This window comes from Massilia paldalensis (assembly GCF_044901715.1).
GTDB classification, from domain to species: domain Bacteria; phylum Pseudomonadota; class Gammaproteobacteria; order Burkholderiales; family Burkholderiaceae_D; genus Telluria; species Telluria paldalensis.
Map to the genome: position 1 here is coordinate 18,765 of NZ_JBJCIU010000011.1, position 19,867 is coordinate 38,631.

32 protein-coding genes are annotated in these 19,867 nt (G+C 60.4%); 26 read left to right on the forward strand and 6 right to left on the reverse strand.

Features of this window, described 5'->3' with window-relative positions; all coding sequences use genetic code 11:
* Positions 1–63: 63 nt before the first annotated feature.
* Complete coding sequence (locus ACI1V7_RS27100; protein ID WP_404535533.1) at positions 64–762, forward strand: hypothetical protein; 699 nt, start codon at positions 64–66, stop codon at positions 760–762.
* Between the two features lie 286 nt (positions 763–1,048).
* On the opposite strand, the gene ACI1V7_RS27105 is transcribed toward ACI1V7_RS27100, so the two are convergent.
* Positions 1,049–1,465: a type II toxin-antitoxin system HicB family antitoxin gene (locus tag ACI1V7_RS27105; protein ID WP_404535536.1), complete on the reverse strand. Its 417-nt coding sequence runs from the start codon at positions 1,463–1,465 to the stop codon at positions 1,049–1,051.
* A 77-nt stretch (positions 1,466–1,542) separates the two neighbouring features.
* Positions 1,543–1,782, reverse strand: a complete 240-nt coding sequence (locus tag ACI1V7_RS27110; protein WP_404535539.1) for a type II toxin-antitoxin system HicA family toxin — start codon at positions 1,780–1,782, stop codon at positions 1,543–1,545.
* 26 nt (positions 1,783–1,808) lie between these two features.
* Between ACI1V7_RS27110 and ACI1V7_RS27115 the strand changes: the two genes are divergently transcribed.
* From ACI1V7_RS27115 to ACI1V7_RS27215, 21 genes are all read left to right on the forward strand, one after another.
* Positions 1,809–1,946, forward strand: coding sequence for a hypothetical protein (locus ACI1V7_RS27115; RefSeq protein ID WP_404535541.1), 138 nt, complete (start codon positions 1,809–1,811; stop codon positions 1,944–1,946).
* 340 nt (positions 1,947–2,286) lie between these two features.
* The gene (locus tag ACI1V7_RS27120; protein WP_404535544.1) at positions 2,287–2,592 is read left to right on the forward strand and encodes a hypothetical protein; all 306 of its coding nucleotides are present in this window, start codon (positions 2,287–2,289) and stop codon (positions 2,590–2,592) included.
* Complete coding sequence (locus ACI1V7_RS27125) at positions 2,592–2,747, forward strand: hypothetical protein (RefSeq protein ID WP_404535547.1); 156 nt, start codon at positions 2,592–2,594, stop codon at positions 2,745–2,747. The genes ACI1V7_RS27120 and ACI1V7_RS27125 overlap by 1 nt, the downstream gene beginning before the upstream one ends.
* Before the next feature lie 1,446 nt (positions 2,748–4,193).
* Positions 4,194–4,649, forward strand: a complete 456-nt coding sequence (locus ACI1V7_RS27130) for a terminase small subunit (protein ID WP_404535550.1) — start codon at positions 4,194–4,196, stop codon at positions 4,647–4,649.
* A gap of 10 nt (positions 4,650–4,659) precedes the next feature.
* Positions 4,660–6,363, forward strand: a complete 1,704-nt coding sequence (locus tag ACI1V7_RS27135; RefSeq protein WP_404535553.1) for a terminase large subunit — start codon at positions 4,660–4,662, stop codon at positions 6,361–6,363.
* 8 nt (positions 6,364–6,371) lie between these two features.
* Positions 6,372–7,664 (forward strand): phage portal protein, encoded by a 1,293-nt coding sequence (locus tag ACI1V7_RS27140; RefSeq protein ID WP_404535555.1) that lies wholly within the window; start codon positions 6,372–6,374, stop codon positions 7,662–7,664.
* The gene (locus ACI1V7_RS27145) at positions 7,636–8,427 is read left to right on the forward strand and encodes a head maturation protease, ClpP-related (RefSeq protein ID WP_404535558.1); all 792 of its coding nucleotides are present in this window, start codon (positions 7,636–7,638) and stop codon (positions 8,425–8,427) included. Before ACI1V7_RS27140 ends, ACI1V7_RS27145 begins: the two co-directional genes overlap by 29 nt.
* Positions 8,428–8,508: 81 nt before the next feature.
* The gene (locus ACI1V7_RS27150; RefSeq protein WP_404535560.1) at positions 8,509–9,705 is read left to right on the forward strand and encodes a phage major capsid protein; all 1,197 of its coding nucleotides are present in this window, start codon (positions 8,509–8,511) and stop codon (positions 9,703–9,705) included.
* A gap of 48 nt (positions 9,706–9,753) precedes the next feature.
* Positions 9,754–9,921 (forward strand): hypothetical protein, encoded by a 168-nt coding sequence (locus ACI1V7_RS27155; RefSeq protein WP_404535563.1) that lies wholly within the window; start codon positions 9,754–9,756, stop codon positions 9,919–9,921.
* Positions 9,922–9,924: 3 nt separating this feature from the next.
* Positions 9,925–10,110 (forward strand): hypothetical protein, encoded by a 186-nt coding sequence (locus ACI1V7_RS27160; protein ID WP_404535566.1) that lies wholly within the window; start codon positions 9,925–9,927, stop codon positions 10,108–10,110.
* Positions 10,111–10,120: 10 nt separating this feature from the next.
* Complete coding sequence (locus ACI1V7_RS27165; RefSeq protein ID WP_404535569.1) at positions 10,121–10,540, forward strand: hypothetical protein; 420 nt, start codon at positions 10,121–10,123, stop codon at positions 10,538–10,540.
* Positions 10,541–10,542: 2 nt separating this feature from the next.
* On the forward strand, positions 10,543–10,974 hold the full coding sequence (locus ACI1V7_RS27170) for a hypothetical protein (protein ID WP_404535571.1): 432 nt from the start codon (positions 10,543–10,545) through the stop codon (positions 10,972–10,974).
* Complete coding sequence (locus ACI1V7_RS27175; RefSeq protein ID WP_404535574.1) at positions 10,971–11,357, forward strand: hypothetical protein; 387 nt, start codon at positions 10,971–10,973, stop codon at positions 11,355–11,357. Before ACI1V7_RS27170 ends, ACI1V7_RS27175 begins: the two co-directional genes overlap by 4 nt.
* Positions 11,357–12,883 carry a hypothetical protein gene (locus tag ACI1V7_RS27180; protein ID WP_404535576.1) on the forward strand — a complete coding sequence of 509 codons (1,527 nt, stop codon included), beginning with the start codon at positions 11,357–11,359 and terminating at the stop codon, positions 12,881–12,883. Before ACI1V7_RS27175 ends, ACI1V7_RS27180 begins: the two co-directional genes overlap by 1 nt.
* The gene (locus ACI1V7_RS27185) at positions 12,880–13,440 is read left to right on the forward strand and encodes a head-tail connector protein (protein WP_404535579.1); all 561 of its coding nucleotides are present in this window, start codon (positions 12,880–12,882) and stop codon (positions 13,438–13,440) included. The genes ACI1V7_RS27180 and ACI1V7_RS27185 overlap by 4 nt, the downstream gene beginning before the upstream one ends.
* The gene (locus tag ACI1V7_RS27190) at positions 13,437–13,742 is read left to right on the forward strand and encodes a phage head closure protein (protein ID WP_404535582.1); all 306 of its coding nucleotides are present in this window, start codon (positions 13,437–13,439) and stop codon (positions 13,740–13,742) included. The genes ACI1V7_RS27185 and ACI1V7_RS27190 overlap by 4 nt, the downstream gene beginning before the upstream one ends.
* Positions 13,739–14,272 carry an HK97 gp10 family phage protein gene (locus ACI1V7_RS27195; RefSeq protein ID WP_404535585.1) on the forward strand — a complete coding sequence of 178 codons (534 nt, stop codon included), beginning with the start codon at positions 13,739–13,741 and terminating at the stop codon, positions 14,270–14,272. The genes ACI1V7_RS27190 and ACI1V7_RS27195 overlap by 4 nt, the downstream gene beginning before the upstream one ends.
* Complete coding sequence (gene gp17, locus ACI1V7_RS27200) at positions 14,262–14,615, forward strand: tail completion protein gp17 (RefSeq protein ID WP_404535588.1); 354 nt, start codon at positions 14,262–14,264, stop codon at positions 14,613–14,615. The genes ACI1V7_RS27195 and gp17 overlap by 11 nt, the downstream gene beginning before the upstream one ends.
* A 110-nt stretch (positions 14,616–14,725) precedes the next feature.
* Entirely contained in the window at positions 14,726–15,358 is a 633-nt protein-coding gene (locus ACI1V7_RS27205; protein WP_404535592.1) for a phage tail tube protein, read from the forward strand.
* A 99-nt stretch (positions 15,359–15,457) separates the two neighbouring features.
* On the forward strand, positions 15,458–15,883 hold the full coding sequence (locus ACI1V7_RS27210; protein ID WP_404535595.1) for a phage tail assembly chaperone: 426 nt from the start codon (positions 15,458–15,460) through the stop codon (positions 15,881–15,883).
* Positions 15,884–15,900: 17 nt separating this feature from the next.
* Positions 15,901–16,200: a DUF1799 domain-containing protein gene (locus ACI1V7_RS27215; RefSeq protein ID WP_404535598.1), complete on the forward strand. Its 300-nt coding sequence runs from the start codon at positions 15,901–15,903 to the stop codon at positions 16,198–16,200.
* A 28-nt stretch (positions 16,201–16,228) separates the two neighbouring features.
* On the opposite strand, the gene ACI1V7_RS27220 is transcribed toward ACI1V7_RS27215, so the two are convergent.
* The 3 genes from ACI1V7_RS27220 to ACI1V7_RS27230 form a co-directional block, all read right to left on the reverse strand.
* Entirely contained in the window at positions 16,229–16,486 is a 258-nt protein-coding gene (locus tag ACI1V7_RS27220) for a Txe/YoeB family addiction module toxin (protein WP_404535601.1), read from the reverse strand.
* A complete protein-coding gene (locus ACI1V7_RS27225; RefSeq protein ID WP_404535604.1) occupies positions 16,461–16,760 on the reverse strand; it encodes a type II toxin-antitoxin system Phd/YefM family antitoxin in 300 nt (99 codons plus the stop codon). Before ACI1V7_RS27225 ends, ACI1V7_RS27220 begins: the two co-directional genes overlap by 26 nt.
* Before the next feature lie 343 nt (positions 16,761–17,103).
* The gene (locus tag ACI1V7_RS27230; protein ID WP_404535607.1) at positions 17,104–17,760 is read right to left on the reverse strand and encodes an Arc family DNA-binding protein; all 657 of its coding nucleotides are present in this window, start codon (positions 17,758–17,760) and stop codon (positions 17,104–17,106) included.
* Between the two features lie 359 nt (positions 17,761–18,119).
* On the opposite strand from ACI1V7_RS27230, the gene ACI1V7_RS27235 reads away from it, so the two are divergent.
* The 4 genes from ACI1V7_RS27235 to ACI1V7_RS27250 are packed head-to-tail and all read left to right on the forward strand — an operon-like array spanning position 18,120 to position 19,763.
* On the forward strand, positions 18,120–18,317 hold the full coding sequence (locus tag ACI1V7_RS27235) for a hypothetical protein (protein ID WP_404535610.1): 198 nt from the start codon (positions 18,120–18,122) through the stop codon (positions 18,315–18,317).
* Complete coding sequence (locus ACI1V7_RS27240; protein WP_404535612.1) at positions 18,314–18,499, forward strand: hypothetical protein; 186 nt, start codon at positions 18,314–18,316, stop codon at positions 18,497–18,499. Before ACI1V7_RS27235 ends, ACI1V7_RS27240 begins: the two co-directional genes overlap by 4 nt.
* Complete coding sequence (locus ACI1V7_RS27245) at positions 18,496–19,407, forward strand: ORF6N domain-containing protein (protein ID WP_404535614.1); 912 nt, start codon at positions 18,496–18,498, stop codon at positions 19,405–19,407. Before ACI1V7_RS27240 ends, ACI1V7_RS27245 begins: the two co-directional genes overlap by 4 nt.
* A complete protein-coding gene (locus ACI1V7_RS27250) occupies positions 19,404–19,763 on the forward strand; it encodes a hypothetical protein (protein WP_404535617.1) in 360 nt (119 codons plus the stop codon). Before ACI1V7_RS27245 ends, ACI1V7_RS27250 begins: the two co-directional genes overlap by 4 nt.
* On the opposite strand, the gene ACI1V7_RS27255 is transcribed toward ACI1V7_RS27250, so the two are convergent.
* Positions 19,760–19,867, reverse strand: a 108-nt coding sequence (locus ACI1V7_RS27255) for an IS3 family transposase (RefSeq protein WP_404535373.1), incomplete at its 5' end; no start/stop codon positions are given. The two genes, ACI1V7_RS27250 and ACI1V7_RS27255, sit on opposite strands and share 4 nt — an antisense overlap.

A 19,867-nucleotide genomic window follows, 5' to 3' on the forward strand; every position in this document is an offset into this window, starting at 1 on the left:
GACAGGCTTGAAGATCGATCTTCATTTGGTACGCTTGCTCATCCTTATTGACGAGCACCCGCCATGGCCTTCGCTGACAAATACATGGGCGCGCTGAGCGCCACGAATCTGCTGGACGATAATTTGCGCCACCAGGCCGAGCCGCTCCAGGCAGCAGCACTGGCGGACCGTGCAGCGCGCGACATCGGCGCCCTTATCCATCGGGTCAAGTATGCCGGCACGGTAGTTCAAAAGCTTGCACATGCCGTCGCCGCAAGTGAGCGCGCCGAGAAAGCACTGGCCGATGCGGTGCGCAAGAAGGATGTGCGCAAGCAGGATGAACTGCGGCCAGTGGTTGAGGCGAACGCAGCTACGTGCGCTATGGCTGGCAGTGACGCTGCGGCGTTCCGCACCCTGTACGCGCGCTGGCGCGAGATCGTAGAGCAGAAAGGGCGGGAGCGGAATTGGATCAAGCCGGCCGACTGGCCTAAGATCGGCCACTTGGCGCCGGCTCTATATCGGCGCGTTGCTGAGCACTCGCTCGCTCACTACTTGGACGACGTGTGCAAGACGTGCAATGGCACGGGGGCGCTTGGATTGAAGCCGATCCTTCGTACCTGCACGAGCTGCGCCGGCGCGCGCAGAGAGCCGATCGGGAAAGCGGTTGATCTCGGCATCAGTTCGTACGAGGCCAAGCTTGTGGCGGACATGGTTGGCGAGCTGGCTGCATTGGAGCAAACGCACGCGGGCGTGGCAGGCGCCAGGCTCCGCCACGCTGAGTAATCGAAGCCACAAATTCTCGCACGCAGTGGTTGTAAACCGCCCAACTCAGCGGTATCATTGAGTCCTCAATACATTCTTCTCCGGTGCCGTACTAGACAGCAAAAGCTGTCACCGTCCCGAAGAACGCATGCAGCGCAAGCCACCAAGGGTGGCTTTCGCTCGCCTGTACAGAATGGATGCCAAGGCCTGCCCCGAAAGGACTGCGGGCCTTTGTCATTTCTGGCCCGCCTCGGAGATACCGTTGGGGCCAATAGCCCGCCCTCAGCCGAGGGCTGGGCAACCAGTTTCAGCTCACGGAAAGATCCAGCTCGCGTCCGACAGCCTTAAACGCTGCTGCCAGCGTGTCGATCTTCGTCGCATGTTCCAGGTCCACGATGCGGTTGACCTCTTGGGGCTTGATTCCCATGAGGCGCGCCAGGTCAACCGGCCGGATCTTCTGGGCCAGCATCTCGTTCAACAGCAGAACCTTCGCTGAAGCGCTTAGCGGCAGATCGATGAGGCGTTCGCCCTTCGCAGCCGCCGACGGCATAGGCACGGGGCGACGGTCTTCGAAATAGAAGTCCATCGCAGTAAGCAATGCGTCTGCGGCCATATCGAGCGCTTCCGCCTCGGTATCGCCTTGGGTGATCGCCTCAGGGATGTCGCGGAATGTAACGACGTAACCGCCAGCCTTGGTCGGCTCGAAGGTTGCAGGATATTTCATATAGGGCCCTTTTCTTCGTAATGCAGGATGAGGTGGTGCGGTCTCGGCTGTGCTGCAAGCCCCTTGCGGGGCCTGCCTCACTTGATGTTCAACTGTTTCTTGATCTCCCTGACAAATCGGTCATCGATCTCTTTGCCAGGGTGCCGAGGTACGGTGGTCTGTTTGCCGTTTAGGTAGACCTTCAAGTGTTTCGTGCCTTGCTTGAATGTCGCGCCCTGTTCGGCTAACCACCGTACGAACTCTGTCTGTTTCACCGCACCTCCTTTCGTCTTGTCGATGTAGATACTATAAACAAAAATGCTTACTGAAGCAAGCATTTTTGTTTATTAATTGGAGATATTTCATGCGCTATACCGCACGCTGGAGCAATGGTTTCTGGAAGACGTTCGACCACAAGAAGTTTGAGGACGTCGAGACGCACGTCAGCAAACGTATCGCCGTCGAGGCGGTGACCGCGCTGAACGGCTCGCGTCAAAAGTAATGCATCGTGTCACCGGGTAGCCGGTGGCCACACAAAGCCTAAGCTTGACAATCACGCCCCGCGTGTGCGGCTGATGGCCGCGGGCTCTGTGTGGCAGATGCCTTCGCGGATGTGCGATCCATTGTCTGCCCCGACTAAGTCAATGGGTGGCGTCTGCCGCAACTATCTCCCCCAACCCAGATGACCTATCTGGTTCGCCGCCTGTCGCAGCAATGCGCCGGCGGCTTTTTTATTTAAGGTCCGCCATGCGCATGAGCGTTGAATCGGAAGTGACTTGGCTGCGCTTCCTGGTGCAGGTAATGCGCGAGCAGGCAGCCATCGACAAGGCAGGGTGCAAAGCATGAAGGACGTAGCCAAAATCTACCGCGCCGAGATCCTGCGCGCTGTGTTCGGCCCGAAGGCTTGCGAGGCAAAGGTGCACGACATGGCGCGCCTAAACCAGATCGCCGAGCACTTGGCCAACTGCGAGGATGCGCAGTCGATCCTGCGCGCCAAGGGTCACGGCACTGCAGGCATGACGTTCGTTGAGGTCGCGCGCGACGTGCCGGCGAACGTCAAGCGCATGGTCGACAATCTGTTCAAGCTGCCGCCGGTCGCGCGCTATCCGGACCTGGGCGAGATCGGCGATAGCTGGAGCGCCCACTGATGGCTGGCGCATACATCAAGGTGCGCATGCGCATCGCCTGGTGGGTTCGCCCTGCCTTGGCTGTGGCTTTCGTCATCGGCTACTTCAGCGAGAAGCGAGCCTTTGCTTGGATCGATGCGATCGTGGACATGGGCGTGACGCCGGTGGTCGAGTGAAGCTGCAGACACTCAAGACAGGCCTAAAGTCTGCTGGCACCAGGTTGGCTACGGTGGAGCCAGGATCTTGGCGCGAAAGCGGGGCATCGAGTACTGAGCGCGGCTACGGCTATAGATGGCAAAAGGCTCGCGCTGCACATCTCGCTGATCATCCGTTCTGCACGTACTGCCTGCGCGATGCGGGAATTACGGAGGTCGACCCTGCGCAGATCATATTAGCTGTCACGGCTAAGGGGCTGCAACTGCCGTTCGCGACTGTCGTGGATCACAGGATTCCACACCTAGGTGACCAGGCGGTGTTCTGGGATCGATCGAATTGGCAAAGCCTTTGTGCGAGCCATCATAGCCGGGACAAGCAACGGGAAGAGGCGATCCTCCGTGCGACGTCAAATTTGTAGAGCCAAGAAAATCATGTGTTCGCGACGTGACACTTGATTGGAGGCTTCTGAAATGAGCGATGCGGCTGTAGAAAAAGACGCGAGTTCGGCGGTGAAAACGTGCAGTATCGATGGGTGCGGAAAACCGTCGAAGGCGCGCGGCTGGTGCAGTGCGCACTGGGGCGCCTGGAAGCGACACGGAGACCCACTAACGCGCGTTGCTCCGCCGTCTTTGCCCGTCTACTGTGAGGCGCCCGGATGCGAGGTCAGCGCCCGCAGCCGATGGAAAGGCGGGATCGCACTCTGCGCAAAGCATTACCTGCGCATGTTCAATGGCGGCAGCCTCAATGCAAAAGAGAGGCCTGCGCGTCCGCCAGATGGGCTGTGCACTGTCGAGGGCTGCGGTTCCGCGGCCAACCGTATCGGCGCTGGAATGTGCGAGAAGCATTATATTCGCAACCGTCGCCGCGCAGCGGTGCAGAGCGATCTGCCATTGCAGTATACGACGACAACGTTAAAGCCCGGGCTTCTTAAGCATACCGGCGGCTACCTGCTTGATCACGCGCCAGGGCACCCGCTGCAGCGCCAAAGCAAGCGCGTGTATCAGCACCGCATTGTGTACCACGCAACTCATGGGGACGGGCCTTTCAATTGTAACTGGTGCCAGAAGGTTGTCACTTGGGATGATATGCATGTCGATCATCTTGATGACGACCCGACGAACAATGCCTCTTCGAACTTGGTTGCGTCATGCCCGCCGTGCAACCAGGCGCGTGGCAGGTGGAAGCTTATTGCCATCAACAGGCGAAAGTATGGCAAGGAGTTCAACGGCAAGGTCCAGACGCTAGGCGAATGGGCAAAGGAGTTGGGCGTTCCCCAGTCTCGTCTTGCGCAGCGCCTCGCGGCAGGATGGAGTCTTGAGCGGACGCTAACTGAGGCACGCGGCCCGACCGGGCCCAGACAGCTGGCCTCCGAGCCCCTCCCGGGGGTTCGAAGTCGGCGGACCCCAGGCTCCTAGACCGCCTAGTACCTCAGCCGTAGATTAAACCCCCCTTGGAGGAACTTGTTAATGGCTTTAACAGGCAAAAAGCGAGCCTTCGCCGATGCCGTTTTGGCCGGGTTCTCGAATAAGGAAGCGGCAGTCCGGGCCGGCTACAGCCCGGCGACCGCCGCACAGGCTGGCGCGCGACTTGTTAAACACAAGGACGTCGCACCGTATCTTGCTCAGCACCGTAAAGCGTCACCTGGACCTGGGCCGGCTACGCCTCCACCTCCGCCACCAGCGCCGACATTCGACATTAACGCTGCGCTGATGCACTCGGATCCCCGGGCCTTTCTGTTGGCCGCGATGAACGATGGTGCGCTTGATCCGAGGCTGCGGCTCGATGCCGCGAAGGCGCTGATGCCGTTCACTCACGTCAAGTTGGGCGAGGGCGGCAAGAAGGATCAGAAAAACGAGGAAGCGAAAAAGGTCGCGAGCCGTTTTGCGGCAGCGCCGCCGCCTAAGCTGAAGGCAGTGAAGTAAGGGAAACGCTATGGAATGGTCGACCGCCTGTCCGGATTGGGAAGACAGGCTGAAGGCCAAGCTGTCAATTATCCCTCCGCCGATCTTCCCAGAGCAGGCAGAGCAGGCACTGCGGATCTTCAAGGAGCTGCGCGTCTGCGATCTGCCGCAAACGGTCTGGGACGATGATCTCGACGGCTATCGGAGCCCGAACTTCGGCGAGTGCAGCGAGCAGTGGGTGTTTGACTTTGTCGCGGCCATCTTTGGCGGGTACGACGCCGAGACTGGTGAGCAGTTGATCCGGGAGTACTACCTCCTGATCAGTAAGAAGAATACGAAATCGACGATCGCCGCCGGCATCATGCTGACTGCGGTAATCCTCTGTTGGCGCGAGGGCGAAGAGCACTTGATCCTGGCGCCGACCAAGGAGGTTGCTGGCAACAGTTTCGGCCCCGCTGCTGCGATGGTGCGTGCTGATGGCGAGCTCTCGGCGCTGTTCCATGTGCAGGACCACGTGAAGACCATCACGCACCGGGTTTCCGGTGCATCGCTCAAGGTTGTCGCCGCTGATACCGACACGGTATCCGGAAAAAAGTCCGGCCGCGTCTTGGTCGACGAGCACTGGTTGTTCGGCAAGCGCTCCAATGCGTCCGCCATGTTCATGGAGGCGCTGGGCGGGCAAATCTCGCGCCCAGAAGGTTGGGTCATTTATCTGACCACGCAGAGCGACGAGCCGCCCGCCGGCGTCTTCAAAGAAAAGCTGGAGTACTACCGCGACGTCCGTGACGGGAAGATCGACGACCGTAAATCGCTCGGCGTGCTGTACGAATATCCGCATGCGATGGTGAAGGCGAAAGCCTACCTCGACGCCTCCACGTATTACATCACTAACCCGAACCTGGGCCGCTCCGTCAGTGCGGTGTGGCTTGAGGACGAGCTCAGGAAGCTGCTGCACAAAACGGATGGCTCGCTGCAGAAGTTCGTCGCGAAGCATCTGAATGTGCAGATCGGGATGAACCTTCGCGCGGATCGCTGGACTGGCGCAGATTTCTGGGAAAGACAGGCAAAGGCGCCGGGGCTGACCCTTGAAGAGCTCATGGACCGTTCGGAGGTGATCACCGTCGGCATTGACGGCGGAGGCCTGGACGACTTGCTGGGATTGGCAGTCGTCGGCCGCGAGCGCGGGACCAATAAGTGGCTTGCCTGGACTCGTGCGTGGGCGCACCCTATCGCGATCCAGCGTCGCCAGAGCGAGGAAAGCAAGTACAGCGACTTCGAGCAACAGGGCGACCTGGTCATCATCGAAGAACTGCCGGGCGACGTCGCCCAAGTGGCGGCGGTGGTCAAGCAGGTCAACGAGTCCGGGTTGCTGGCATCGGTGGGGCTGGACCCGGAGAAGACCCACAAGGTGATGTTCCAGGCCCTAGTCGATGCGGAAATCGACGAGGCAAAGTGCTTCGGGGTGTCACAGGGTTGGAAGCTGATCGGCGCGATCAGTGTCGCGGAGCGGAAGCTCGCCGAAGGCGTGCTGCTACACGGCGGACAGCCTTTGATGAACTGGTGCGTCGGCAACGCCAAGATCGAACCCCGCGGTAACGCCGCCTTGATCACCAAACAGGCATCTGGCACCGGCAAGATCGACCCGCTCATGGCTCTGTTCAACGCTGTCTCGCTGATGGCGCTGAACCCTGTCGCGACATCAGCCGAGATCACCCAGGGCTTCGTTGTCCTTTAAGGAGCACTATGGAACTATTCGATGCGCTGGAGGCCACCGCGCACTGGCGGCCTGCGCCCGCGCCTCGCGAGGAGCCCCGGGTTTCCAACCAGAGCCAATACAGCCCGGAAGTGATGGAAGCTTTCGGTGTCGCCCCAGCCGGCGCGACGGTTTCTGCTACCACGGCCATGCGCGTATCAGCAGTCGCTGCGTGCGTCGCCAAAATCGCTGGCGCGATCGTCAGTATGCCGATCCATGAATATTCGCTGGACGGCGGGGAGATCCCGGCGAGGCTCCCGCGCAGCGACCTCTGGTACGCGCTCAACGAGCAGCCCAGCCCCCAGTACACCGCCGCCTCGATGTGGGAAGGCGTCAGCATGGCGCAGCTTTTGCGAGGCGATGCGTTCGCACTCCTGCGCTGGAGGGTCAATGGCTCACTACGCGAGATCCTTCCATTGCCATGGGGGTGCGTGTCACCGATTCGCACTCCGGGTGAAGGCGTTCGCTACTACGTGAACTCGCCCGAGCATGACATTCAAACCTGGTTCGACCCATCGGACATCCTGCATTTTCCGGGCCTGGGTTTCAACGATACGACGATGCGGTCGATGTCCTGCATCCAGTTCGGGGCGCGAACCGCGATCGGCAACGCACTGGCGATGGATGAGTACAGCGGCAAGTTCTTCGAGAACGGCGCGCACCCTTCGATCGTTCTGCAGGCCGCGGCGAAAATGAGCGACGCGCAGATCGCGCAGCTGCAAACCGCGTTCGCAAACAAATATGCGGGCCTGGCCAACGCTCACCGCCTGCCGCTCGTGCTAACCGAGGGTATCTCAGCGAAGGAGATCAGCCTCTCCGCTGAGGACGCCCAGCTCCTCGACGCGCGTAAGTTCCAAGTGATGGACATTGCCCGGGCTTTCGGCGTTCCGGCCTTCATGATTGGGGAGGCGTCTGGATCGACGAGTTGGGGGACGGGCCTGGAGTCGATCAGCCGCGCGTTCGTGCAGTACACGCTGCAGCCATGGCTGCGAAAAATTGAGCAGGAGCTCAACCGCAAGATTTACCCGCGCAACAACGGACGCTTCCTCGAATTCCACCGAGAGGCACTCTACGAGACGGACCTCAAGGCGTTGGGCGAATTCTATCGCTCTGCCCTCGGCGGCCCGGGCTCTGGCGATGGATGGATGTCCGTCGACGAGGTCCGCCGCCGGCAGCGCATGCCGCCAACCGAAGGCGGAAAAGAGATCTATCGCGCGCAACGCGACCAATCAACCCCTGGAAGCCAGCAAGCCAATGAAGAAGATCATCCAACTGTACCGTGACAACGCCGGCCGTGAGAAGCGGCCAGTAAACATCGTCCGCAACCAGGGCGAGGCATCGCTCTACATCTATGACGTGATCGATCCGTACTGGGGCGTCGGTGCAGTCCAGGTGATCGACGCCATCACCCAGGCTGGCAATGCTGATGTCCTGCACGTTTACATCAACAGCCCGGGCGGAGACGTGTTCGAGGGGCGGGCGATCATGGCTGCGCTGGCGCGCTTCCAGGGCAAAACCATCGCCCACATCGACAGCTTGTGCGCGAGCGCGGCGACCAGCATCGCCTTGGCTTGCAACGAGGTTGAGATGTCCGAAGGTGCCTTCTTCATGATCCACAACGCGAGCTGCCTCGCATGGGGCGATAAGTCCGAGCTGCGCGAGCAGGCCGACGTGCTGCAGAAGATCGAGGGCGCCATCGTTGCGGATTACATCGCCAAGACCGGCAAGACCGAGGAGGAAATCGTGTCGTGGATGGACGCGGAGACGTGGTTCTCCGCATCCGAGGCGCTGGATAACGGCTTCGTCGATCGCGTCACGTCCGCGCCCGCGGACAGGGCGAAGGCGAGCAACGTCTGGAATCTGGCTGCGTACTCCAAGGCGCCGGCCAATATCGCCGCGCCGGTGCCGCCGGCAAAAGAGACGCCGGCTGCACCCACCAACGTCGCTCCGGCTGAGCCCGTCGAGCAGCCTGAGCCGTCGGCCCCTGAGGGGGCACGGATGGCGCAGGCCAACAAAAACCGCCTGGCTCTCGCCCTGGCTGCATAGCGCTTCTCGCGCATACGCCCGAGGTCGGATCACCTCGTCATTGGGAGCCCATCCGGCTCCCTTTTCTTTTATAGGAACCACATGACCATCCAGCAACTGCGCGAGAAGATTTCCAACCTCGCTGCCCAAGCCAATCAGCTGATCGCAGACAAAGGCGACCAGATCTGGTCGCCCGAAGACCAGGCCAAGTTCGACAACTTGGCGACCGAGATCAATGGCGCCAAGGCGCAGATCAAGAACCTCGAGACCATGCGCGAGTTGGAAGCCGAGAAGTTCTTCAACGACGCAACCCGCAAACCGCAGCCCGCCGGCGGCGACGTCGAGATCAGCGCCTTGGTGGCCGTCGCGCTGTACATGCGCCATGGCTCGAATGTCAACGCGGAGCAGGCTGCAGCCATCCGCAATGCCATGTCGACGACCACCCCGGCAGAAGGCGGCTACACAGTCCCGGCCGAAGTCGCTGCCATGGTGATCGATCGCCTGAAGGCGTTCGGTGGCATGCGTGATGTCGCGACCGTGCTGACGACCGAAACTGGCCACGCGATGAACTTCCCGACCAGCGATGGCACGAGCGAAATTGGCGAGATCGTGGCGGAGAATGGCAGCGCCGGCAGTGGTGATATCACGTTCAACACACTCGGCCTGCCGGTGTTCAAGTATTCGTCGAAGCAGATTGCCCTGCCGTTGGAGCTGATCCAGGACAGCGCGATCGATGTCGTCGCATTCGTCGTGAACCGCCTGGCGACCCGCATCGCCCGCATCCAGAATCTGCACCAGACCGTCGGCACCGGCACCGGTCAGCCGCTGGGCCTGATTCCGGCTTCGACCGTCGGCAAGGTGGGTGCTACCGGCCAGACTACTACTGTCACCTACGGCGACCTGGTCGACGTGAAGCACTCGGTCAACCGCGCCTACCGCGGCAATGCCAAATGGATGATGAACGACCTTAGCGTAGCGTCCCTGTCGAAGCTGGTCGATACCGTCGGCCGCCCGATCTGGATCCCGGCTGTTGTCGAAGGCGCCCCCGATCTGCTGCTCGGCAAGCCGATCGCCATCAATGACGACGTGCCGGTGATGGCGGCGAACGCCAAGTCGATCGCGTTCGGCGATCTGGCTCAATACACCATCCGCGACGTCGCCAACTCGACCACCATGCGTCGCTTCGACGACTCGGCCTTCGCCCTGAAAGGCCAGGTCGGCTTCTGCGGTTGGACCCGCTCCGGCGGCAACCTGCTGGATACCGCTGCCGTCCGCCTGTACCAGAACAGCGCGACCTAATCGAAACCGGCGGCCGGCTTGGGTCGGCTGCTCCACTGGAGAAAGAAGATGGCAGAAGCCAAAAAAGTGAAAGCGCGTGTCCTGGTCGACGGTGCTCACGGTAATTGCAACGATGTGATCGAGATCGACGCGGCCCAGGTGAAGGCGCTGACCGGCGTAGTCGATGCCGATCCCGATGCGGTCGCCTACGCCGAATCTCTGAGCGCCGATAAGTAACCAATGCGCTCGGAGACCGTCGCCTGGCTCGCCAACGTGCGCGCCCAGGCTGACGGTCCCGGCGCGCTTCTCGTCGTCATCCGCCGCATGTCAGGCGGATCGGTGGCGATCTTCCCGGAAGACATAGTCGGTAAGTCCGACGACGAGCTGCTGGCGTTCATCGCTGCGCGGCTCCAAGAACACGCATGAAAGGCAGCTGATGGCCGCATTCCAGAAAATTCCCGACTTCGCCGAACAGGTGCTCAAGGGCGTGCACAATTTTGCGGCGCACACCTTCAAGGTCGCGTTGACTAACACGGCGCCGCAGGCAGCGAACGCTGTGCTCGCAGATCTCACCCAGATTGCAGCCACTGGCGGCTACGTCAGCGGCGGCTTTACGCTCGACTCCGTCGTGCTTTCTGAAACGGCGGGCACCGCAAAGGTAGTGGTGGCAGATGAGGTCATCGCTGCAAGCGGCGGCGCTATGGGCCCGCTGCGTTACGCGGTCGTCTACAACGACACCGCTAGCGGCAAACCGTTGGTCGGATTCTACGACTACGGCTCGAGCATCACGCTCAACGACGGCGAGACTTTGACGGTCGATTTCGACCAGTCCGCCGGCGTCCTGACCTTGGCTTAACCATGACGCCCGAGCAGCAAGCAGAGCTGCGCGCCCAGGTGCGCGCCGACGAAGCATGTGCCACACCGTATGCCGAGCGCGACATCCACGAACTCGCCCGCATTCTGTCGGCTGGGCGCGTACGACAGTCGGCCCGCGAGATCGGCAACGGCACGATCATCGAGACCCTCGGCATCGAGGCCGGCAACAAGCTTCTCGATCACATCGCGAACGACAACAATCTGCGCCACGTGCGGCCCTTGCTGTATCAGGGCCGCTTAATCGTCGGCGCGCCGCTGGTGCAAGCTGCGCTTCAATCGTACGTCGCGCTGCCGGACGTGTTGTCGCAGGAAGGGGCAGACAAGATGTGCGCCCTGGGCCGTGAGCCTGATCCGCTCGGGCCCCTGGATGTGGCGGAGGCGCTGTATAACCCCGATGGAACGGAGAAGGCATGACCGCAGTAACAAAAGCGCCGGTATCGATCCTCACCGCTGTCGCTGTGGCCGCCGGCGGCACGAAGGCTGCTCCGGTTGCGGCAGGTGTCGGCGCCTGGGTGGACGTTACCGCATACAACGGTGGCCTGCTCGGCGGCCGTATCACGAACGGCAGCTCGGCTCCAGGCGTGCAGGGCCAGATGACGTGGCAATGGACGCCTGATCCAACAGCCAACCCTGTGAAGATCTACGACCTGTGGACCTGGGGAGGCGATACCATCGCTGGCAGCACGACAACCGCGAGTATCCGGCTCGACAAGGAAGTGAAGTTCGTGCGTGCCTTGTGTTACGGAAATACCACGAACCCGGTGACATTCGAATCTGACCTCGCGGCGAGCAGCTGATGGGCGGCATGCGCTATCAGCCGCAAGGCAGGCCGCGCATCAACACGGCCCATCCGCTAGCCGCAGGCTTGGTCGAAGTCCTGTTGCCGGGCGTGTCAACCTACAGCGCGCTTTCTGGAAAAGACTCCAGCTCAGTTGCGAAGGGGGGTATCGTTGGTGCGAGCCAGGGCGTGGGATTCATGTGCACTTCAGTTGGTCGGAGGTATTCGACCACCATGTGGAGTGGACTGCCTTTCGCCTGGCTGGTCGTAGCGCATCGAGGAAATAGCAGTGCAAACTGCTCCATTGTGCGTAAAGATGGCGCAGGAACACCTATGCAGGAGTGGGATGGCTTAGTGCGCGCCGCCTTCTTTACCAACGGTGGTTCCTATGCTGGAGTGGCGAATTACGGGGCCGTCGCAAACTATGCTGGTAGAACGTCAACGTTTTGTGGCGTGGTCAGCCCAGGTGAGAAGGCGATTTTTTCCAATGGCGGCCCTAACGTCGCCGTGCTTCCGTCGGAGGTGGTTGCCGGGAATGGTACGGCCCCCTTCAGCATCGGAGCGGCGGAAAACGGCAGTGAGATCGCAGCCAACTGGGCAGTGCTAGCGGTCTTCGCCTGGCAAGGCGCACAAATACCAACAATCGTGCAGCTGCGAGCCTTAGAGGCGAACCCTTGGCAGCTTTTCCTTGATGAGAGTGCTGACGATGACGCTCCCGCGTGGCGCGATCGAGCTGTTTATGCGCTCAACGCAGCGGTCGGTGCTTTCGATCTTGCGGCCCAGGGTGCCTTGCTCCGAGCGGCACGACGACTGCCCGCTGTTGCCGGATCGCTCGTAGTGGGCGGCGCGCTGGCTGCATTGATGGCGGCCCGTCGTGTGACTTGGCGGCCTGGCGAATTCAACGTGGGCGCCGGCGCAGTTCAAGTCCGCGCGGCCCGGCGATTGGCGGCAGCTGCAAGTAGTGCGGGACTGGTAACTACGCCTGTTTCGATGTTTGCGTCGCGCAAGCTACCGGCGGCAGTTGGGGCTCTTGCGGCAGTGGGGCAGGCGGGCTCGCTGCGCGCGGCACGGCGTTTGGCTGGAATTACCGGGGCGCTTTCGCTCGTCGGGCGCGCCATCTCAATGGTGTACAGCCCAGCGGAGCAGGGACAAGGCTATACGCTCGCGACTGACGCAGGTGCCTTCGGATTGGCCGGCGCTGACGCTGCGCTGCATGCGCACCGACGGTTAGCGAATTCGCCAGCCGCTATGACCCTTGCCGCTGCTGTCGTTCGCATCGTTTTTGGCCGCAAATTGGCTAGTGCGCCGGCCGGCTTCGCGTTGCAAACGGCGTCCGTCACGCTGCGGGGGGTACGGCGAGTGCCGGCGGACCCGGCTGTCTTCGGATTTGAAGGGCGTGACGCCCAACTGCGCTATAGCGGACAGATTAATTACGCCAGCGCGCCGGCCGGTCCAGGCTACACGCCGCAGCGGCATTACAACGAAAGCCGCCCGGCCGCGACTAGTTCGCCCAGGCCAGCAGCGATCCAAAGGAACTCTCGATGAGCACACGACTGATCTCCCCGCCGGCGGGGCTGGCGGTATCCATGGCGGACGCGCAGCTGGCAGCTCGCGCGGATGTCGACGACGAGGGCAAATCGCCGCTCGACGCCGAGATCCTGCAGGCCATTCGCACCTACACGGCCGAAGCGGAGAGCGAAACCAACCGGGCAATCATCGAACAGACGTGGCGCGTGACGCTCGATCGGTTCGACGGCTCGATCAAATTGGACAAGGCCCGCGTGCTGCAAGTCGAGCACGTCAAGTTCTACGACAACGACGGCGTGCAGCAAACCCTGAACCCGGACCACTACCAGGTGGACTCCGAGAGTGAGCCGGGCTACGTCGTCCCGGCGAAAGGGCGAGCCTGGCCGGCAACGGCGAACCGGATCAACGCGATCGAGGTGCAGTACAAGGCCGGCTACGGCCCGGACGACACCTCAGTCCCAGATGGGATCAAGGGCTTCATCCTGGCGCGCATCGCCGAGCACTTCGAGACCGGCGGGCAGCCGAAGAATGAATTCGTGAGGCGTTTACTCTGGCCATTTACGGTTTACTCATGATGAACGACCGCATAACCCTATCGAAGCCCGCGGAAGGCGTGGACTCATACGGTCAGCCCAACACGGGCTTCGTTGACGTCGCAACGGTCTGGTGTAACGTGCGCTTTCCGACTGGCGCGGAAGTGCTACGTTCGGGTGCCGAAAGCTCGGTGAAGCGCGCTTCGGTGCGGCTGCGCGCGCGCAAGGACGTCGATGCGTCGTGGAGACTTCGATACAAGGGCGAAGAGTTTGAGGTCAAGGGCCCGGCGTTGCCTGATAAGGACCGGGCATTCATGTTCATCGTATGCGAGGCGGTGCGATGAACGGGCTGCTTTCCGTTGACCTGGCGGGCCTGCATGCCATGCTAGACGAGCTGGGCGATGCGGCGGAGGCCGTGGCGCGTCCGGCGGCGCAGGCCGCGGCGCAGGTCTTCTACGATGAGATTAAGCGGAACGTCGCTGCCATACCCGAGAAGACGGGCAACCTGGACAGGAGCATCTACCAGGTCTACAGCCAAAGTAACTCCGGCGCGGGCCGCGCGACGTACCACGTCAGTTGGAACACGCGCAAGGCGCCGCACGGGCACCTCGTCGAGAATGGTCACGTGCAGCGATACGTGACCTATGTCGGTAGCGACGGGAACATCTATACGGCAAAGCGCCCGGAGTCGTACGGTAAGCCGAAGCCTCGTGGGCGCGCATCGCAGGCGGTGAAGGACGCCTACTACCTCACTCTACCGACGCCGAAGACCGTGCCGGCGCGCGCTTTCGTGCGGCGCGCGCAGTCGAAGGAGGGTGCTGCCATCGAGGCGGCGAGACAGGTGATCTTGAGGGCCATGAGCAATGCAGCTTGAAGAGAAGCTCACCGCCTTGCTGCGGTCTATCTGTCCATCGTCCTTCGCGGATTACGCGCCGATCAACACCGGTGTCCCGTACGTGGTCTGGCAGCAGATCGGAGGTGCATCTTTGACCTTCCTCGATCCGACTCTGCCGAACAAGCGAAACGCATGGGTGCAGATCGATGTGTGGTGCGCCACGCGGGCAGAAGCATCAGCGCTGATGCTGCAGATCGAAGCAGCTTTGGTTGCGGCGACGGATATGCAGGCGACGCCGATGGCGGCGATGACCAACGATTTTGATTCCGATAGCGGCCGGCGTGGATGCCGGCAAGACTTCGACATCTGGGCTGACCGATAGGCCAACCCGACTAAACCAAGCCGCCCCGAGCGATCCGGGCGGCTTTTTTCTTTGCCCATTCGGGCGCACCGGCCCGGGCTCCCGGGCTTTTTTACTTCTGAAAGGCCCTCATGCAACTGCCCAACAATTTGGCATTCGCCCTGGCGACTGTGTTCGCAACAGCCGTCAGTATCACCGCTGCAAGCAACGCATCGGAAGCGGTCTGCACCGCAACCAACACCTTCGCCGCCGGCGACTTCGTCGAGTACACGGGCGGCTGGAGCAAGGCCACCGGCCGCGTGTTCCGCGTCAAGTCGCCGACCGGCACGAACTTCGTGCTCGAAGGGCTGGACACCAGCGATACCAACCTGTTCCCGGCTGGCGCGGGCATCGGCTCGGTGCGCAAGGTCACGACCTGGGTGCCGATCACCGGCGTGACCGCAGCGGACATCTCCGGCGGCGACGGCAAGACCCAAGAGGTCAACCTGCTGGACAGCGACATGCCGATCATGCTGCCCGACGGTTTCAGTGCGACGAGCGTCGTGCTGACCATCGCCGATGAGCCGACCAAAGCTCATCACGCAGCGCTCAAGGCCGTATCGGACGGCGTGAAGCTGACTTGCCTGCGCGGCGTGCTGCCGAATGGCGGCGTGCTGCTGTATGCGGGCTACTGCTCGTTCAACGAATCGCCCAGCCTGGCCAAGGGCAGCGTGATGGCCGTGAAAGCGACCTTCTCGCTGCAGAACAAGGTCGTCCGCTACTAAACCGTGTTGCCAGCCGGCGTCGAATGATCGGCGCTGGCCTTACACGCTCGTGGGGTAGCTCCTCACGGGCCTTTTTACCTCTGCTGAAAGAAGATCATCATGGCACAGAAAATCAAGCTGGGCAGCCGCCCGAAAACCTTTGCTCGTACCGTCACCTTCCCCATGCTCGAGGGCGGCGAGGGTAGCATCGCGCTGCATTACAAATACCGGACGCGAAAGGAGATGGCGGAGCTGATCGACGAACTCCAGGCAGCAAGCCATGCACAGGCGGAGATCGATGCTGCGGCCCTGAAAGCGAAGGCCGACAAGGGTGAATCGATCGATAGCCTCAAGCAGATCGACTTCATCGACCGGGAGCTGTCGCTGAAAGTGGATTACGTGCTGCAGATCGTCGACAGCTGGAGTCTCGACGAAAAACTTGAGCGCGCGTCGGTCGAGCAGTTGGCCGACGAATTGCCAGCTGCACTGGGCGCCATCGTCGAGGACTACCGCAAGGCCATTAACGAAGGTCGCCTGGGAAACTGACGCAGATCGCCCGCGCGATGTACACGCCGGCGCCAAGCGAGCAGGAGCTTGCGGCCGCCGGACTGACCGAAGAGGATCTGGAGTGGGATGCGGTTGAGGTGTGGCCTGAAAACGTTCAGGCCTATCAGCTGTTCTCCTCGCTCCAAACTCAATGGCGAGTGGGGATGTCCGGACCGAGTGGCTTGGACTACAACGTCATGTATCGGATGATCGATCGCATGAAGCTGAGCAACGCCGACGCGGAGGACCTCGAGTACGACGTGCGGGCGATGGAGAGCGAGGCGCTGTCGGCGATGCACGAGCGGGCGGAAAAATAAAAAGGGGAGCCGAAGCTCCCCTTAGACGTCAGTAGTGATACCTGCACGCGATGATGATCAATTCCTCATCGGTCACCATGTAGACGAGACGGTTGGTCTCGTCAATGCGCCTGGACCAGCAGCCGCTAAGGCTGTGCTTCAGGGGCTCTGGTTTTCCAATCCCTGCGAAGGGATTTCTTTCTACATCTCGGATGAGCTCGTTAATTCGTTTGAGCGTCTTTTTGTCTTGCGTCTGCCAGTACAGGTAGTCGCTCCAAGCTTCATCCGTGAACTTCTTCATTCCCATGTTGCGGTTCCTCAGCTTCGGGGAGGTTAATTAGCTCCCGATGCTTCGCTTGACCTGCGCGGGCCTGAGCAAGTGACTTTGCAAGATGGGCCGCGTTTGCGGGCGAACTCAGCAAGTGCACAGTCTCCATGAGGCTGCTGTAATGGTCGAAGGACATCACTACCGCATCCGGCGCGTCGCGGCGCGAGATGACGGTAACGTCTGCATCTTCAACCACCTGGTCGATAACAGTACGAAGACTGTTCCGAGCATCGGAAAAGTTGATGATTCTCATAAGGCACTCCATTTGCATCATTACTGCTGAGTTGATTCGCTTGATTTCGGTATCTTGGTCTTTGGCGTGTTGTCTGGTTTCGTCGGCTTGTCGTTTCGTCGGTTTTTCGGCTTGTCGGTTTGCGGCTTTTGGGGATCGTTCGCGTTGTCGTTTCTTAGGTTCTCTGATCAGATGTAGCAGTGGTGTTCATTGCAGGGCGCCCAGCCATGAACAACATGTACAACATGTGGTACATGTCGAAGTATAGCGCAAACGCGGCTGTTTGCAAGCTACTTAGCTAAGTAGCAGACAAAACGAAGGCGCCCGTAGGCGCCATTGTTATCAAAAAGTCACCGAAAAGTCATCATTCAGGACTTTTTTTTAAGGTGGGCTTCTGTGCGATCTTCCGTTTAGGAGCGCGCTTAGCCTTGCCCGGCAGATCGACGTTGTCGCCGACAACCAGGTCGGGATGTACGTCTGCTGCCTGGGGTAGGGACTTGCTCGGCCTAGCGCTACCTTGGGAGCGGGCTGACTTGAACTCGAAAAATGTAGTGTTCCCATCCTCGTCTTTGATAACCAAATCGGGTTGGGACGAGTGCTCGATCTCGCTGGAGGCTGCAACGACTTCGTTGATCCTGCCCTGCAGTTCCGCCTTTATCGTATCGGCTCGCTCTACGTGAGGTTTGGCCTGAGCTTCCAGTCGTTCAGCAAGCGCTATGACTTCTCCAGTTGCTGCGGGGTCACTCTTAATAAATTTCGCTGCCGACGCGAGGTGCTTAGCAAGCATTGTCGTCTTGAATTCAGCCATGCCTTTTTCAAACTCAAGCGAGGCTATCTTGAGGTTCAGATGACCGATCGCAGCAACTAACGCAGACTGATCTCCCCCTGAAAAGGAGGCCTCCAGCCGCGCGATGATCTCCGAATTCATCGATTTGCTGGTTGCGTCGGCAGATGCCTGGAGCTTGCTATGCAACTCCTTTGGCATGCGAAAAGTAATGCGCGTGTAATTGTCATCGTTCATGTAGCGAAGGATACACCAAATCAGTGTCAAAAATCCCTTGACACCACGCCGGTGTCATATACACTAGAGTCTGTTGACACCACGGTGGTGTCTAAGGAGAAGAGATGGCAAATCAAGCGGCACCGTACCCTTATAGAATTGAACCCACTATCCGCCAAGGGGCGGAAAAGTTAGCCAAGATGGAGGACCGTAGCCTTAACTGGATGCTCAACCATCTCCTGGGGCCTGCTGTGGCGGCAGAGCTCGCTAAGAGGGCGCCCATCAATGATGAACAGCAGTCGTAAAAATGAAAAACCCCGAGCGATCTTGGCGGATGGGCTCGGGGCTTGGATGAATCCACACTTCAATGAGGAATCGAGATGAATCGTATCACAGGTAATTCGACGGCACAATCGGCCGGTAGCGGTTTGACCCCGCAGCAACGCGCGCTCTTGAGCTATTTCGGTGAAATGACCGAGTCGGCCCAAGGCTTCCTGGTCGAGATGGCCGCGCACAATGCCCGCGTTTTCCCGCGGCAGCGCCCGAAGCTGCGTGTAGTGGCGGGAGGTGCAGCATGAATCGCGTCGCTACCCAAGCCTCTGGAGGACGCCTCACTCAGGAGCAGCGTCAGATTCTGGCACACTTCAATGCCATGAGCGACGAGGCCCAGCGCATCATGATCGGCATGGCGGAGAGCATCGCACGCGGCTCGCCGCGGAGCCGCCCGAAGCTGCGCCTGGTGGCAGGAGGTGCGGCATGACGGCCATCATAACGGTGGGCGGCGTCGCCTTGACGCCGATCGAGTATCGCGGCGTCCGCGTGATGACGCTGGCAATGATGGATGCCGTGCACAAGCGGCCTGACGACACGGCGCGCCGAAACTTCAACAAGAATCGGGCGCGCCTTATCGGCGGAGAGGACTTCCACGAAATAAACCAGCCGGACGAAATTCGTACGCTTGGTTTTTCCAGGCCTCAGGGCGGGACGCCGGAGAAGGTAATCCTTGTTACCGAAACCGGCTACTCAATGCTGGTTAAAAGTTTCAACGACGACCTTGCCTGGGATGTTCAACGTCAACTCGTCAAGTCTTACTTCGGCAAGCACGGGGGCGCTGATACGCACGCAGCAATGCCGCCGCCTCAGCCAGCCCGTCGCACTGTGCCAAGATTGCTGACCGAGATTAATGCAATCGACCTCATCGGGGACATGGTTGCCAAGGTGCCCGGTACTCGTGCGGACGTAGTCGCCGCGATCAAGTTGCGAATGATCGAGCAGCGCACAGGTATTCCGGTAACGCAATTCCAAAGTGCGCTGCCTGCCGAGGCAATAGAGAAGGCAGTCAAGCTGAACCCGACAGCAATTGGTAAGCGGCTGACACCGAAGATGTCGCCGGCCCAAGTCAACAAGACGCTGATCCGGCTCGGACTGCAGAGGAAAACAGAAAAAGGGCATGTGCTTACTGAGGCAGGCAGCGCATACGGCGAATCGCGCCCGTACCAGGCTGAGAATATGCATGTCGGCGATCAGATCAACTGGTACGAATCCGTAGTCGCTGTCGTCCAAGGCGCCACTGAAGCGCCCCCAACGAATCACGAGCTGCTTCTCGGCTTTGTCGAGTTGTCGAATGAGGTGGCAAGTGGCCAACATGTGTCCGGAGGATCAGAATGAGCATGAGTGCGCCTGGGACCGAAGTGCAAGCCTCTGCGATGCGCGACATCTTTGAAGAGGCCGTGGATACGGCTGCATTGATGCTGTGGTACGAGGCGATGCTTTCTTTAATGGTCAGTTACTACACTCGAATTCATATTTTGGAGCACGGCGAGGACTCCGACCCGAAACTGCGCATGCTGCGGGTGCTAACCGAAGATCATGTGATTTTGGCCGGTCGGTTCCATCTGATGCAGGCAGGGAAACTGGCTTATATATGTGAATCGGCTGGCCTAGAAGGTCGAGAGCACGATGATTTAATGGCTCGGGTCATGGAGTTCGCGACAGAGCGGGCTGAATCGCCACCATTTTCCTAGATACTCTGCAGCCGTAAAAAATGCCGCTTTTCAAACTCGACTGGCGACAGCCGTTTATTGAAGCTGTGGCGCCGCTTCGGATTGTAGAACATCTCGATGTAGTC